Here is a 13,877-nt window from a genome sequence, read left to right on the forward strand (position 1 = left end):
ATACTTGAACAAGCGAGGTAACGATATGGAAGTTGAAGTAAGTACATTACATGCATTTTCGGACAAGGCTCTTGGCGGTAACCCCGCAGGTGTTGTTTTACAAGCTGCGCATTTGTCTGAATCCCAGATGCAGGAGGTTGCCCGACAAGTCGGGTTTTCAGAGACTGCGTTTGTAATGCCGTCGGATCAGGCTGATTTCAAAGTGCGTTTCTTCACTCCAAGTGATGAAGTTGATCTCTGTGGGCATGCCACGATTGCTTTATTTTATCTAATGAAGACACAACATCTCGTTGATGTTGGTACATATACACTGGAGACACTGGCCGGAATTCTTAAAGTCGTTATCGCAGTCAATGGAGAAGTCTATCTGTCACAGACATTGCCGGAGTTTGGGGAGATCGTGGACCGTCAGCAGATTGCTGACTCATTACGCATTTCTATGGAGGATTTACATTCCGAACTACCTGTACAGATTGTGTCTACCGGGCTACCCGATATCCTGATAGCTGTTAGAGATGTTGATGTTCTGACCAAAATTGATCCTGACTTCCAGCGTATCACTGAAATATGCAAGGCTCATCATGCCGTAGGTTATCATGTGTTTACACTCGAATCAGATGCTGAGGACGTTCTGGCAGAATGCCGTAATTTTGCACCGCTTTATGATATACCGGAAGAGAGCGCAACGGGCACATCCAATGGTGCAATGCTCTGTTATTTATACAAGTACAACCAACTCACAGATCCTCATCATCACACGTACACGATCAGACAAGGGTATACCATGAACCGCCCCTCTGAGATCCGAGCCAGATTAACTTTGAACAGCTCTAATGAAATCACACAGATTCAGGTTGGCGGTAGCGCAGTTCATATCAAAAACATTAAAATGGGGCTGTCTCATAAGTCATAAAAATGGCTAGGGACAGACCTGTTTTCCAAATTGTAAAACAAAAAGAAGCCTTTCCTTGGTAAAATGGAAGTGTCGAGCAACCATTTCTAAGGAGGGCTTCTTTTGTACATTCAATATACCATGGATCAACTTTTCTTGCCAATGGATTTGGAGACAGATATCCCCGAAAATCACCTTGTTCGTGTTGTAAATGACGCAGTCAATCGCCTGAGCGATTCCATTTTCTACTCGGCGTATCCTGGCGGAGGCCGCCATAGCTATCATCCCAAAATGCTCACCAAAATCATCATCTACGCCTACACCCAACGCATCTATTCATCCCGGCAAATCGCCAAGACTGTTCGCGAAAATATCATGTTCATGTGGCTCGCTGGGCGGCAACAACCGGATTTTCGGACCATCAATCGCTTCCGTTCCGAGCGGATGAAAGAGGTACTGGAAACGGTGTTTACCCATGTGCTGGAACTGCTGGTTCAGGAGCAATACGTGTCCATGGATCACTACTTTCTGGACGGAACCAAGCTTGAGGCGAATGCGAATCGGTACACCTTTGTCTGGAAAAAGGCTGTCGTCAAGTACCAGGCCAAGCTGCAAGAAAAAGTACATACCCTGTTCCAAACCATCGAAGCGGCCGAAAGTGAAGAAGATGCGCTCCATGCGGGTACAGACCTCCCTGAGCTCGGGGAAGCGTCTGTACTCACGGCAGAAAAGCTAGAAAAAGCCGTTGAGCAACTGGAGGAATCTTTACAAGAAAAACCGAAAAACAAAATCGTAAAGAAAACCGTACGCCAGTTACGCAAAGACTTGCTACCGCGGCTGCAAAAGTATGAGCACCAGATCCAAACCGCAGGGGAGCGGAATAGCTATAGCAAAACCGATCCAGACGCAACGTTCATGCGAATGAAAGAAGATCATATGCGAAATGGTCAATTGAAGCCTGGGTACAATGTGCAGATTGGAACGGAAAACCAGTTTGTTTTGGGTTACACGGTGCACCAGCGACCCACAGACACGAAATGTCTGAAGCCCCATCTCGATCATTTCGAAGAAACGCTCGGCAAAAGACCGAAGGCCGTCATTGCGGATGCAGGATATGGAAGTGAAGAGAATTACAGCTATTTCGAAGAGCAAAACATCCAGGCAATCGTCAAATATGGGACGTACCACAAGGAGAAAACCAGGGCGTGGAAGCAAGCGATTGGCAAGGTGGACAACTGGAGCTATAACGAAACGGAAGATGCATGGACCTGTGCGGCTGGGAAGACGTTACATTTTCGGTATGAAAGCGAGACGGTCACGGAAAGTGGTTACACGATTCGTACCCGCCATTATCGAAGTGAAGATTGTAGTACATGTCCTCTGAAAGCAACATGCACCAAAGCCAAAGGCAATCGGGAGATCGCGATCAGTCTGACCTATATGCGGCAAAAAAACGAGATGCGGGAACGACTGCGCAGCGAGGAAGGATACACCCTTTCTGTTCAGCGCATGACGGAGCCAGAGAGTGTATTTGGACAAATCAAAAACAACCGGGGATTCCGAAGATTCCTGCTTCGCGGCTTGCAAAAAGTAAGCCTGGAGGTCGGGTGGCTTTGCCTTGCCCACAATCTGCTTAAAAAAGCCGCAATGACGGAAAAACGCAAAAAGGACAAAGCTGGATAAACCTCTGCTTTGTCCTTTTTTGAACCTATGAGTGTTATTTCTTTTTGCCGATACGCTTTTAAGGGCTTTTGAGACAGCCCCTTTACGTACTTAGGATATGTAAACTATCTTATGCGAAAACAGTGTAGTAGCCTGTGGTCATCATTGAATTTGTTGTAAAAATCGTAGTACCGCTACCTCCAACTGGTTCAGTCCTGGCTGCTCTATAGGAAAATGGCCTGCCCCTTCCAAGATCACACATTCCTTGTCCACCACCAGACGATCAAAAAAAGATTGGCTGAACCTGATTGGTGTCATGGGGTCCAGTTCAGGGTGAACCAACAGGACCGGACACTGGTTGAACTGTTCCGGGCTCACCTCCGGTTTTTTATTAAGGAATGTTCTTAATAATTCCAACGGAATACGTGTAGCTGCCGCTTGTGGATCATTCATAATAAGCCGGGTTAAGTCCTTGTTATTAGTAATCAGTTGCATTCGGGATACCTGTTTGACCGAAATACGTACATGATCCAGCAGACCAGGGAACAGATCCATCATCCGTTTTCCCGCCCGGCTCACCAGACGATTCGGCGCAAGTTGGTCACGCATTTTCGGATTACTCGTATCTACAAATGTAGTTGCGATCAAACCCTTAACACGCTTGCTGCGTGCACTGGTGTGATAGGCAAGCATACCTCCGATGCTACTTCCCAATACAACGATTGGCTTGCCATCTTTTTTGTGTTCCCGTTCAATGAGTGACACAAGCAGCTCTATCCAAAGTTCGTAGTTAATACGTGTACCAGACATTGCATAACTTAACCCATACGGCGGAAGATCTGGCGATACCACCTCGTATCCATGTCGCTGCAACATGCGGGCATACGGAGCGAGCAACCTGCCATTGCCTCCCGCACCATGAATGAACAGAATTTTGATTGAAGACTCCGGCGCAGGTAAACGATCGATATGCAGATGAACCCCATTGGACTCCCACCATTCTTCCTCAGGAGCTGTATGCTCCCCTAACCTCACTTCTTCCGGGAAAAAGGCCTGATACTGTTTCCAATAGGGATGTGTTGTCTGATATGAAGGCAAACTTTTTTTCATACGTTACATTCTCCTCTTTTCTTATACAAAAAAAGCCGTACAGTGTACGACTTTTCGTTAAGAATACGTCTATGACCATACTTCTTTTTATAACACCTTCGTATATCTGTCAATCGGGGAACTGTACATTGCCCGGTACGATATATGCACCACCCGATCCATCATTAGGCAGAGCCGGGATCGTGTCATTTAATACCTGACCGCGAATATCGGTAATACGAACGTTTAGTTTTTCTTTGCCCAGTCCAGTTCCGAGGAAATGATTATAGTCTTGCTTTTCAAGATTGAGCCACGTGCCATCCTTCTGTTTCACTTCGAACTTCAGCACCGGATATTTGTGATTACGAACCTGAATGGCTGCCCACCACTGACTGCTGCCTTCCTTGATCCGATAGGAGACGTTGCCTTGAATTGGAGCTTTGACCACTTTCCAGCTGATATCGATTTTACCTGCCTTTGGGTCACCGATCAGGTTAAAGGCATTCGGTGAGAGATCCAGTGCTCCGCTGGCGCCTTCTGGATAGAGGTCTGTTACATAGACGGTTGTTTTGCCTTTAGGACCCTGCACCTCGAGATAGGCTCCCGCTAAAGCGGCTTTGACACCGTTATAATTGAGTTGGAACGGATTAAGTGCAGTAATCTTCATGTCCGCCGGGATGGGATCAAGCAACACCGCACCTCCCGAGTAGCCTGAGCCTGTATACGTCGCGTAACCCTGATATGTATCGTTCCATGCAGCAGATGCAGGGAGAGCAAATAATACGAGACTGAGCAACATCCCTGTACCGGCCCATTTTAACCGTTGAAATCTACTTTTCTTGTTCATAAGCTATTCCTCCTCGTCCGTTCTCGTGTAAATGGTTGGTTCAACTACTAGATTTGAATATAACATTATTTTACATAATGACTTCTTATTTTCAATCCCTCTCTACCAAATCACATCTATAGTCCTGCCTCTGGACTTGAACATTCACGACCACGCACAAGATATGGATACATACCATAATTTGGTGGAATATGTATAATAACAAGGCTGTATTCGATGGGTTCCCCGTAATAAAAAAACGCCACACCCCGGAGTAATTCCTCTCTCCGAATGGTGTGGCGCCTATTAAACACTACGGTCAGAATACCCAGTCTGTCCAAGGACAGCTAGCGTTTGACTCAACCTGTTTCCCTTCGTTTCATCCGCTTCCTTAGCCGCGCATACTGAGCATAGATCCGCGGAGATTCTTTGGTCAGTATAGGCCCCAGCACAGCCAGAATTAACACATACAACACGGCAAACGATTGGATGGATGCCATCAACCCTCCGGCCTTGCCGATGTTCGCCATGATAATGGAGAATTCACCCCGCGAGACCAGGGTAAAGCCCACATTCAATGATGCTTTAGGGCTCATTCCAGCCAGTCTGCCAGCGATCATACCTGCACCATAGTTACTGGCAATCGTCAGAATAACGGCAATAATCGTCATCCCAACAGCTCCGCCAAGTGAAGCCGGCTCGATGGTCAGGCCAAAACTGAAGAAGAAAATTGCACCAAAAAAATCTTTGAAAGGCATGATCTGATGTTCAATCCGACTCACATGTCTTGATTCGCCCAACACAAGCCCCATCATCAACGCTCCAATAGCTTCCGCTACGTGCAGCGTCTCTGAGAAACCGGCTACCAGGAAGAGCAGTGTCATGACGGTAAGCAGAAACAACTCTGATGACTTGATATTCAGTGCCTTATCAATATATTTGATGCTTTTCCTGCCAATAATCAGGAACAGCACAATAAACAGCAGGGCAGACAGCGATACTAATAGAACACTTAAGAATGAAGTTGCCCCGCTGAGCACAAGCCCGGTCAGGATGGAGATATGAATCGCGATGAACAAGTCATCAAACATGATCATGCCCATAATAATCTCTGTTTCAGGGTTTGCCGTGCGTTTCAGATCAACGAGCACTTTAGCTACAATGGCTGTAGAAGAGCTGGTCATGATCCCGCAGACAACAAGTGTCTCCTGAAGGGGCAGATCCATGAACCACCCCAACAGCAATCCAGAGACAAAATTCAGACCAACATAGAACATGCCCCCGGTCAGAATGGCTTTACCAGACTTTAATAAACGGGAGACCGAGAACTCCAAACCCAGATAAAATAACAAAAACAGAATGCCAAGCCTGCCCATAAATTCAATAAAGGTCGAACTTTCGATAAAACGTAAATCCACTATGCCGATCTGTGGTGCATGTGGTCCAACAGCCATACCAATCAGGATATAGAAAGGAATGACTGAAAATCGTAATCGTGAAGATATCAGCCCAGTAAGTGTAATCAGCGCAACGGCAATTCCCACTTCGAATATGAGCATATCCATAGGCTAAGTCCGTCCATCAGTCAACAATTGTTTGAGATGTTTGATCTGATTCCGTTCACCGGCAACTACAATTGTAGCTCCAGCGGTAAAAGCATAATCCGGGCCTGGATTAAAATGCTTCTCCTTATCCTTGGTCACAACAGCGAGAATTACGGCGCCCGTAGCCTGACGGATATCCAGTTCACCAATCGTCATGCCTACGCTTGCGGCGTGAGGCTCAATTCGCAGCCATTCGATTAACAGCCCTTCAAGCATCACTTCACGCTCATCCTGAAACTTCGGTTTATAGGTCATACCACCAACAATAGCGGCTACCGCCCGGGCTTCATCATCATCCAGGGTGACAAGAGATACCATATCACCCACCTCTTCAGGTGTATCCCCTGACTCCATATGGAATAGGTCACGTCGCTCGTCGTTATGAATCACAATGACCAAATGCTCACCACTACGGGTATGCAGCCAGTATTTACGTCCAATCCCTGGTAAGTCCGTCTCTTTAAAGTGCATGATCTGCACCCCCTAGCGCCGGCTCGTTCAAGGTTTCGCTCCTCAGCTCGATTCCCGTAATGCGGATTCTCATGGAACCTGATGGTGTATGAACAGACCTAACTTCCCCTTTACTGCCAAGCAGTAATTGACTCCCAACTGGAGAGAGGAAGGAAATACGACCCTCATCAGGATTAGTATCCTCTGGCATGACAATCATGAACGAATCTGACGTATGAAAATCGAGATATTCAAAATCAATATGACTGCCGATCAATACAGCTGAGTCCAGACCTTCATCAGGACCCATGAGCAGTTTTTCCACATACTCTGTATATGCGGACAATTGTTTTTCCAATTGTATCCGCTCTGGATCACGCGCGTCGAAATAGGCGTCGAGAAATGTTCTCTTCTCTTCACCGAATGTAAATAGCTGGCTCACCAGCTTCTCTCTGCAATTATGGCGGGAGGTCCTATGGTTCATAATAAATTTCACCCCCTATACAAGCCTTGTTCTCCATGTTGATTGGCATGTTTCTCTTCATCATCTTGTTTTCCTCCTTTATATTTTAAAAAGATCCCGGGATACGAGACCTTCTTACCATCTTACCAAAACTAATATTTTAATCCAGTATATTCGTCTAACTTGCTTTTTTATTATCATTTGTGGTCATATCTTCCATTTAATAACTTAATTCTTCACATCATATGGTAGATCCATAGAACATTTTAATTACTGCATAAAAAACATTTTATGAATTTTCATCTCGTATTTTTATTTGCTTTCCTGTATATTTAACTACAAACTTTTATTCAATTTATGCAAATAAGCCTCTACAGACTTTAACACAATAAAGGAGTGCATCGAAAAAGTGTCCACGATAACAAAAGAAACTACAGAGTCCGTTCAAGTTACTGCCGCAGAATATGTTCATTCCGTTTATGAGTCGGTTGTCGCCAGAAATCCGCACGAAGACGAGTTCCATCAGGCTGTCAAAGAAATTCTGGATTCCCTTATTCCTGTTATTGAAGCACACCCCAAGTATAAGAACCATAGTCTGTTGGAACAGCTTGTTGAACCCGAACGTGTAATCACATTCCGTGTCCCATGGGTAGATGATCAGGGCAAAGTTCAGGTTAACCGTGGATTCCGGGTGCAATTCAACAGTGCCATTGGCCCTTACAAAGGCGGACTTCGCTTCCATCCTTCTGTATACTCGGGCATCATCAAGTTCCTTGGCTTCGAACAGATCTTCAAAAATGCTTTGACCGGTCTGCCCATTGGCGGTGGTAAAGGCGGTTCTGACTTCGATCCCAAAGGAAAATCGGATCTGGAAGTCATGCGTTTCACGCAAAGCTTCATGACAGAGCTGTACAAATATATCGGTTCCGATACGGATGTACCGGCAGGTGACATTGGTGTAGGCGCAAGGGAAATCGGTTACATGTTCGGCCAATACAAACGTATCCATGGCGGGCATGAGGCAGGCGTTTTGACAGGTAAAGGACTGCTGTACGGAGGAAGCTTGGCACGTAAGGAAGCGACTGGCTTCGGCTGTGTGTACTTCGTGAAGGAGATGCTGCAATCCAAGGGACTCAGCTTCCAAGACAGCACAGTCGTTGTCTCTGGCTCTGGTAATGTGTCCATCTATGCCATTCAGAAGGCACAGGAGCTTGGAGCTACAGTCGTGGCGTGTAGTGACTCAGGTGGCTACATACACGATCCACAAGGCATCAACCTGGATACCGTGAAACGTCTGAAAGAGGTTGATCGTCTTCGCATCAGCGAATACATCAAAGAACACCCGCATGCTACATATACCGAAGGCTGTGAAGGCATCTGGTCTATCCCTTGTGATATTGCTCTTCCATGTGCGACGCAAAACGAGATCGATGAAGAAGCTGCGGCCCTGCTGGTTAAAGGTGGCGTGAAGGCCATTGGCGAAGGCGCGAATATGCCTTCCACCCTGGCTGCCATTGACGTCTTCCACGGTGCAGGCGTGCTGTTCGGTCCAGCCAAAGCAGCTAATGCAGGCGGTGTAGCCGTGTCTGCTCTTGAAATGTCACAGAACAGCATGCGGTTGTCCTGGTCATTTGAAGAAGTAGACGCCAAGCTGCATGACATCATGAAGAACATCTACACCAGCTGTGTAGAAGCTGCTGAAGAGTATGGCTGTGAAGGCAACCTCGTAGCCGGAGCGAATATCGCCGGTTTCCTCAAGGTAGCGGATTCCATGATCGCTCAAGGTGTAGTTTAATTTAAATACGTGATTCTCCACGATCAAAGGGCGTTCCCATCAATTTGGGTAACTGCCCTTTTTTCCTTGTCTTCAATTGCTCTAATCGCAAGGCAATGGTAAAGTGGTACTGACGTAATTCCATCTATTTGTACTATTATAAGGAAGTGTTTACATTGTCTAACCAACCATTTGCCAGCACTGCGAGTCCTCATCTTAGCGCAGACTGTGAGCAATGTTTTGGCCTGTGCTGTGTTGCCTTGCCCTATGGCAAGTCATCTGACTTTGCTTTTGATAAAGCCAGCGGCACACCCTGTCCCAATCTGCGCACGGACAATCGCTGCGGTATCCATACTCAGCTTCGGCAGAAAGGGTTCAAAGGTTGCACGGTATATGACTGTTTCGGAGCTGGACAGAAGCTGTCCCAAGTGACCTACGCGGGCAAAGATTGGCGTGATCATCCAGAGTCTGCAAACGAGATGTTCGATTGTCTGCCTGCTTTGCGACAACTTCACGAGTTGCTCAGTTATATGAAGGAAATGATGATGAGACCGGAGACGTCATCCCTTCACTCGGCATTTGGTGAGTTATATGAGGAGATTGAGCGCTTGAGCAATCTGGAGCCTGCGGCACTCCTCCGTCTGGACATCGCCAATTATCGGTCCAGTGTGAATCAACTCTTGGTTCAGGCAAGTGAGTTGGTACGCGCGAATGTGCCACCCACCGCTCATGGACAAGGGAAGTCGAAGAAGAGTAAAAAACGTACCGGAAGTGACTTTTTTGGTGCCAATTTAAAAGGAGCTGACCTGCGGGGCGCAAGCTTCCGAGGGGCTTTAATGATCGCAGCCGATCTCCGAAATGCAGATACACGAAATGCGGATTGGATTGGCGCGGACTTGCGGGATACGGATCTGGGCGATGCAGACCTGAGAGGTGGCATCTTCCTGACGCAATCCCAGATTAATGCAGCCAAAGGTAATGTGAATACCAAGTTGCCGGATCATCTTAACATTCCCTCACACTGGGTGTAGGGTGCCATTTCCGCAAGAACACGAGCAGGAATACAGGTAGGATAGACCTGCCAATTCATATGAATGTATGAATCGTATACAGCAACAGCCAAAAAAAACAGCTCGTCCTATACATCCAAGGACGAGCTGTTTCTATAAAATCATTGGAACGAATCAGAATTACAACAAGTCGCGGCGAAGATCTTCAGCCGATTTTGGAGACAAGTGACCGAGCGGAATATCAAATACCGTTTTCGCTCCCTTATGTCCTTCCACGCTCAAGCGTTGTGCGGCTCTTGCATACGCCACAAGTACGCTTGCTGTAAATTCAGGATTGCTGTCGAGTTTCAGACCAAATTCAATAATTTGCTTTTGACCAGCACCTGTAACCCCACTGCGAATTACAAATCCACCATGCGGCATACCTTCATGCTCGGATTTCAATTCTTCTTCGCTAATGAATGTTACAGTTGTATCGTAATCTGCAAAATAGTTAGGCATCGACACAATCGTCTCACGGATCTCATCCTGATTAGCACCATCTTCTGCTACCACATAACATTGACGCAGATGTTTCTCGCGTGTAGACAGCTCTGGTGTCTCCCCTGCACGAATGCGGTTGATTACCTCTTCAACAGGTACAGTATACTGTACACCCGCCTTAACGCCTGGAACACGACGAATAGCATCCGAGTGGCCTTGGCTCACACCTTTGCCCCAGAACGTGTACTCTTTTCCTTCTGGCAAGATGGACTGTGCAAGCAGACGGTTCATGGAGAACAAGCCTGGGTCCCAACCTGTGGAAATGACACTTACGTGACCGCCTTGCTCTGCCGCAGCATTAACTTCCTTGTAGAATTCAGGAATTTTCGCATGTGTATCGAAGCTATCTACCGTATTGAACAACTTGGCGATGGCTGGTGTCTGCTCTGGAAGGTCGGTTGCAGAACCACCACAGAGGATCATAACATCAATCTTGCCTATGTACTGCTCCGCTGCAGAGATATGCTCAAAACGTACTTCTGTGCTTTCAGCGACCATCTGCTCCGGATTACGACGTGTAAACACAGCAATCAGTTCCAGATCCTCGTTCTGGGAAATGGCTTTCTCTACACCTTTACCCAAGTTACCGTAACCAACAATACCCACTCTAATCATGTTCAATCCTCTCCTGTCTTCTTCTATAGTTGTCTATTACTCTGTTTATAATGATATAACATACCATGTAACCTGTCAGGTTTCCAGTTCGAAATAAAAATACCTTGCAGCGGTGCAGCAATAATGCGGCTCCGTATGCAAGGTATTATGGCGTTCATTCGTTATTTTATGAAGAAAAAAAGCAGGAAAGAAAAATAGCCCTTCTCTTCTGCTTATGATTCTGTCCAGGTCAACGTCAGTTCAATGACGCCTTCCTGTCCCGCATCCGTCAACTTTTTGGCAAGGCTACCATCATCGCCAGTGCCGCACAGGCCAATACATATTTCCTTCTCTTCACCATCTGTTACCACCCCTTCATCTTTGTTTCATGTGCTAATCACGTTCAAACGGCTGGATCACAGGCACCGCATGAACGTTATTCTTAACCCATATCACAGATACAGATAATACACTTAGAGACAATAGACAACTGGCTACAAGAATGGACAGGAAGCGGGTGATTACTTTAAACTTTTTCATCCATCCCTCCTCCTCATCCTGTTCATCATGTGTTTGTGGAATCATGTTACTCATAGGTCACTGGACGGTGTCACTAATTTCATGATCTCGGCGGCGACAATATCCGGTTGACTGTTGTGGATACTGTGTGTCGCTTGTGGAACCGTCAGCTGTGTTCCGTGTCTTGACCATGAAGCAAAATTCGCTTGGTCGGCCTGCCAAGCCTGACTGACCTCATCCGACTCCTCCGAACCGGCTGTGAGGATCGTCAGGGGGAAGCCAAACTTCGTTTTGTTCTCAAGCACACACGCTGCATTTGTTCTGGAATTCCGAACCTCTTCCATGACATTGTCATTGTACGCATGTCTCAGCGTTGATATCGTGACGGCTTTTTTCATCGGTTCCGTTACCAGATTTGGGTCAATGACCAGAGATGCCATCATGCGATCCGATTGCAGCAATGTTCGTGCGATGCCTGTTTTCACCAGAAAACGGGACCAATCCATCATCCATTCTGGTGTATTCAAGTCCGTACGACTGTAATATTCCGGGCTTCCGCCATCGATCATGACCATGCCGGCCACCTCATCAGGATACCTTTGCGCAAACCGCAGTGTCTCCAGCGCCCCCAGGGAGTGACCAACCATGATGTAAGGTGGACGTTGACCGGAAGTGCGCAGCAATTGGTGGATCTCTTCCGAGATGGTATCAACATCACGAGGGTCATCCGTATAGTCGCTGTATCCGTACCCGAACCGATCATATACCGCAATTTTCACCTGTGATTTCAACTTGTCATATAGCGGACTGAAATCCACATACGGATTAGGTGTACCCCAGCCTGAGGCAAACACCACGGTTACCTCTCCTTTGCCGGCGGTGTAGAGGTGCATGTTGCGACCACTCACTTCATAATACTTGCCTGGCGGGGGATAGGACTTCATATCCTGCGTGGATTGATACGCTTCATACGCTGTACCTGCCAGCAGCAAAAGTCCTGTGGCAAGCATGATGCCTCCCAGCACTTTTAACCCTCTCCGTAACCCCTTCTTCATCTTCTCTACCCCTTACCCCAAAGGTTCATCTATATATGTATGCTTCAATCGTACCCAAGAAATAGCGAGATTGAAACAATCCCGAGTCCAGTTCTTTCCCCAACCAAAGTCCAGTGTCCCTCCCCTACCTGTAACGCAAAAAAAAACTGCAAATCTCCCATTCAGGAAACTTGCAGTTCATCTATACTTGTTTTCTAAAACTCTTACCTCAATCTATCTAACGATGATCCTTACCTATAGTTGCAACGTAAGACCCACCGGGCAATGATCACTGCCCATCACGTGGCAGTCGATATGCGCATCTGCTACCTTAGGTGCCAATTGATTGGATACCAGAAAATAATCAATGCGCCAGCCCACGTTCCGTTCTCTAACCTTCGGCATATAAGACCACCAGCTGTATACATCCGTACGATCCGGATATAGATGGCGGAAGCTGTCCACATAACCAGAAGCAAGCAAATCGGTCATCTTGCCACGCTCTTCAAGGGTAAATCCCGAGTTGCCCAGATTGGGCTTCGGATTCTTCAGATCAATCTCCTGATGAGCCACATTCAGGTCACCACAGATGATAACCGGCTTGGTCTGCTCCAGTTGCAGAATGTACCCCCGGAATCGATCCTCCCATTCCAGACGGTAAGGCAACCGGGTCAGATCCCGCTTTGCGTTAGGGGTATAAACGTTCACCAGATAAAACTCATCGTACTCCAGTGTAATCATCCGTCCTTCCGGCTCGCTGTCCTCCTCCATCCCGTAACGAACGGATATAGGCTTGATTCGGCTAAATACAGCCGTACCGGAATATCCTTTTTTGATCGCATAATTCCAATATTGATAAACATCTTCCCCCAGGTCCATCTCAATCTGTCCGGCTTGCAATTTGGTCTCCTGAAGGCAGAAAATGTCCGCCTGACTCTCTTGATAATAATCCATAAATCCTTTGGTCACACATGCCCTTAAGCCATTCACATTCCAGGACACCAGCTTCATATCCTCATCTCCTCACATCTCTCCAATATAGCATGGGCTCATTCAGAGGGACAAGCCTTACGGCTCTGGAATGAGATGGAGTCATTGGAATCCTGATGGGGCGAGCTTGCCTATATTTCGCTTCGTAACTTAGAGAACACCCGCAAGGTCAATATATCTGCCTTTCTCAAACTCATGCTGCCGCAGTACACCTTCCTGTTGAAAATTAAGTATATGTAACAGGCGAATTGACGCCTCGTTCTCTGGTTCAACCTTTGCTTCGATCTTGTTAAGCTGCATGCATGTGAATCCAAAATGTAACACAGCATGGGCCACTTCAGTCATAACACCGCGGCCCCAGAAAGAGGAACACAAATAGATCAAACCTAAATTGCTCACTCATGCTTGGTCTCCTTTGCAACATTCA

The 13,877-nt window shown here is 46.8% G+C and carries 15 protein-coding genes; 4 read left to right on the top strand and 11 right to left on the bottom strand.

Annotated features, from left to right (window positions below; all coding sequences use genetic code 11):
• Positions 1-25: 25 nt before the first annotated feature.
• Both BS614_RS25890 and BS614_RS25895 read left to right on the top strand, forming a co-directional pair.
• The gene (locus tag BS614_RS25890) at positions 26-913 is read left to right on the top strand and encodes a PhzF family phenazine biosynthesis protein (protein WP_074096054.1); all 888 of its coding nucleotides are present in this window, start codon (positions 26-28) and stop codon (positions 911-913) included.
• A gap of 102 nt (positions 914-1,015) precedes the next feature.
• On the top strand, positions 1,016-2,575 hold the full coding sequence (locus BS614_RS25895; RefSeq protein ID WP_074096055.1) for an IS1182 family transposase: 1,560 nt from the start codon (positions 1,016-1,018) through the stop codon (positions 2,573-2,575).
• Between the two features lie 141 nt (positions 2,576-2,716).
• Here the strand turns inward: BS614_RS25895 and BS614_RS25900 are convergent, their stop codons facing one another.
• From BS614_RS25900 to BS614_RS25920, 5 genes are all read right to left on the bottom strand, one after another.
• Entirely contained in the window at positions 2,717-3,664 is a 948-nt protein-coding gene (locus tag BS614_RS25900; RefSeq protein WP_084174744.1) for an alpha/beta hydrolase, read from the bottom strand.
• Between the two features lie 109 nt (positions 3,665-3,773).
• A complete protein-coding gene (gene exlX, locus BS614_RS25905) occupies positions 3,774-4,490 on the bottom strand; it encodes an expansin ExlX (protein ID WP_036668609.1) in 717 nt (238 codons plus the stop codon).
• 338 nt (positions 4,491-4,828) lie between these two features.
• Positions 4,829-6,034 carry a cation:proton antiporter gene (locus BS614_RS25910; RefSeq protein ID WP_017687037.1) on the bottom strand — a complete coding sequence of 402 codons (1,206 nt, stop codon included), beginning with the start codon at positions 6,032-6,034 and terminating at the stop codon, positions 4,829-4,831.
• Positions 6,035-6,037: 3 nt separating this feature from the next.
• Complete coding sequence (locus tag BS614_RS25915; RefSeq protein ID WP_036617317.1) at positions 6,038-6,544, bottom strand: cation:proton antiporter regulatory subunit; 507 nt, start codon at positions 6,542-6,544, stop codon at positions 6,038-6,040.
• Positions 6,534-7,007: a GreA/GreB family elongation factor gene (locus tag BS614_RS25920; RefSeq protein ID WP_074096056.1), complete on the bottom strand. Its 474-nt coding sequence runs from the start codon at positions 7,005-7,007 to the stop codon at positions 6,534-6,536. Before BS614_RS25920 ends, BS614_RS25915 begins: the two co-directional genes overlap by 11 nt.
• 388 nt (positions 7,008-7,395) lie before the next feature.
• Between BS614_RS25920 and gdhA the strand changes: the two genes are divergently transcribed.
• Together gdhA and BS614_RS25930 are read left to right on the top strand one after the other, a co-directional pair.
• Positions 7,396-8,781 (top strand): NADP-specific glutamate dehydrogenase, encoded by a 1,386-nt coding sequence (gene gdhA / locus BS614_RS25925; protein WP_210436950.1) that lies wholly within the window; start codon positions 7,396-7,398, stop codon positions 8,779-8,781.
• A gap of 155 nt (positions 8,782-8,936) precedes the next feature.
• Positions 8,937-9,791 (top strand): pentapeptide repeat-containing protein, encoded by an 855-nt coding sequence (locus BS614_RS25930; protein ID WP_074096057.1) that lies wholly within the window; start codon positions 8,937-8,939, stop codon positions 9,789-9,791.
• 159 nt (positions 9,792-9,950) lie between these two features.
• Here the strand turns inward: BS614_RS25930 and BS614_RS25935 are convergent, their stop codons facing one another.
• The 6 genes from BS614_RS25935 to BS614_RS25950 form a co-directional block, all read right to left on the bottom strand.
• Positions 9,951-10,928 (bottom strand): diaminopimelate dehydrogenase, encoded by a 978-nt coding sequence (locus BS614_RS25935; RefSeq protein ID WP_372238418.1) that lies wholly within the window; start codon positions 10,926-10,928, stop codon positions 9,951-9,953.
• 212 nt (positions 10,929-11,140) lie between these two features.
• Entirely contained in the window at positions 11,141-11,278 is a 138-nt protein-coding gene (locus BS614_RS31645) for a hypothetical protein (RefSeq protein ID WP_157116205.1), read from the bottom strand.
• Positions 11,279-11,300: 22 nt separating this feature from the next.
• Positions 11,301-11,447 carry a hypothetical protein gene (locus BS614_RS31650; RefSeq protein ID WP_017687030.1) on the bottom strand — a complete coding sequence of 49 codons (147 nt, stop codon included), beginning with the start codon at positions 11,445-11,447 and terminating at the stop codon, positions 11,301-11,303.
• 50 nt (positions 11,448-11,497) lie between these two features.
• On the bottom strand, positions 11,498-12,481 hold the full coding sequence (locus BS614_RS25940; protein WP_074096059.1) for an alpha/beta hydrolase: 984 nt from the start codon (positions 12,479-12,481) through the stop codon (positions 11,498-11,500).
• Between the two features lie 234 nt (positions 12,482-12,715).
• Complete coding sequence (locus tag BS614_RS25945; RefSeq protein ID WP_074096060.1) at positions 12,716-13,471, bottom strand: exodeoxyribonuclease III; 756 nt, start codon at positions 13,469-13,471, stop codon at positions 12,716-12,718.
• 129 nt (positions 13,472-13,600) lie between these two features.
• Positions 13,601-13,849, bottom strand: coding sequence for a GNAT family N-acetyltransferase (locus BS614_RS25950; RefSeq protein ID WP_074096061.1), 249 nt, complete (start codon positions 13,847-13,849; stop codon positions 13,601-13,603).
• Positions 13,850-13,877 lie beyond the last annotated feature (28 nt).

This window comes from Paenibacillus xylanexedens (assembly GCF_001908275.1).
Taxonomy (GTDB): domain Bacteria; phylum Bacillota; class Bacilli; order Paenibacillales; family Paenibacillaceae; genus Paenibacillus; species Paenibacillus xylanexedens_A.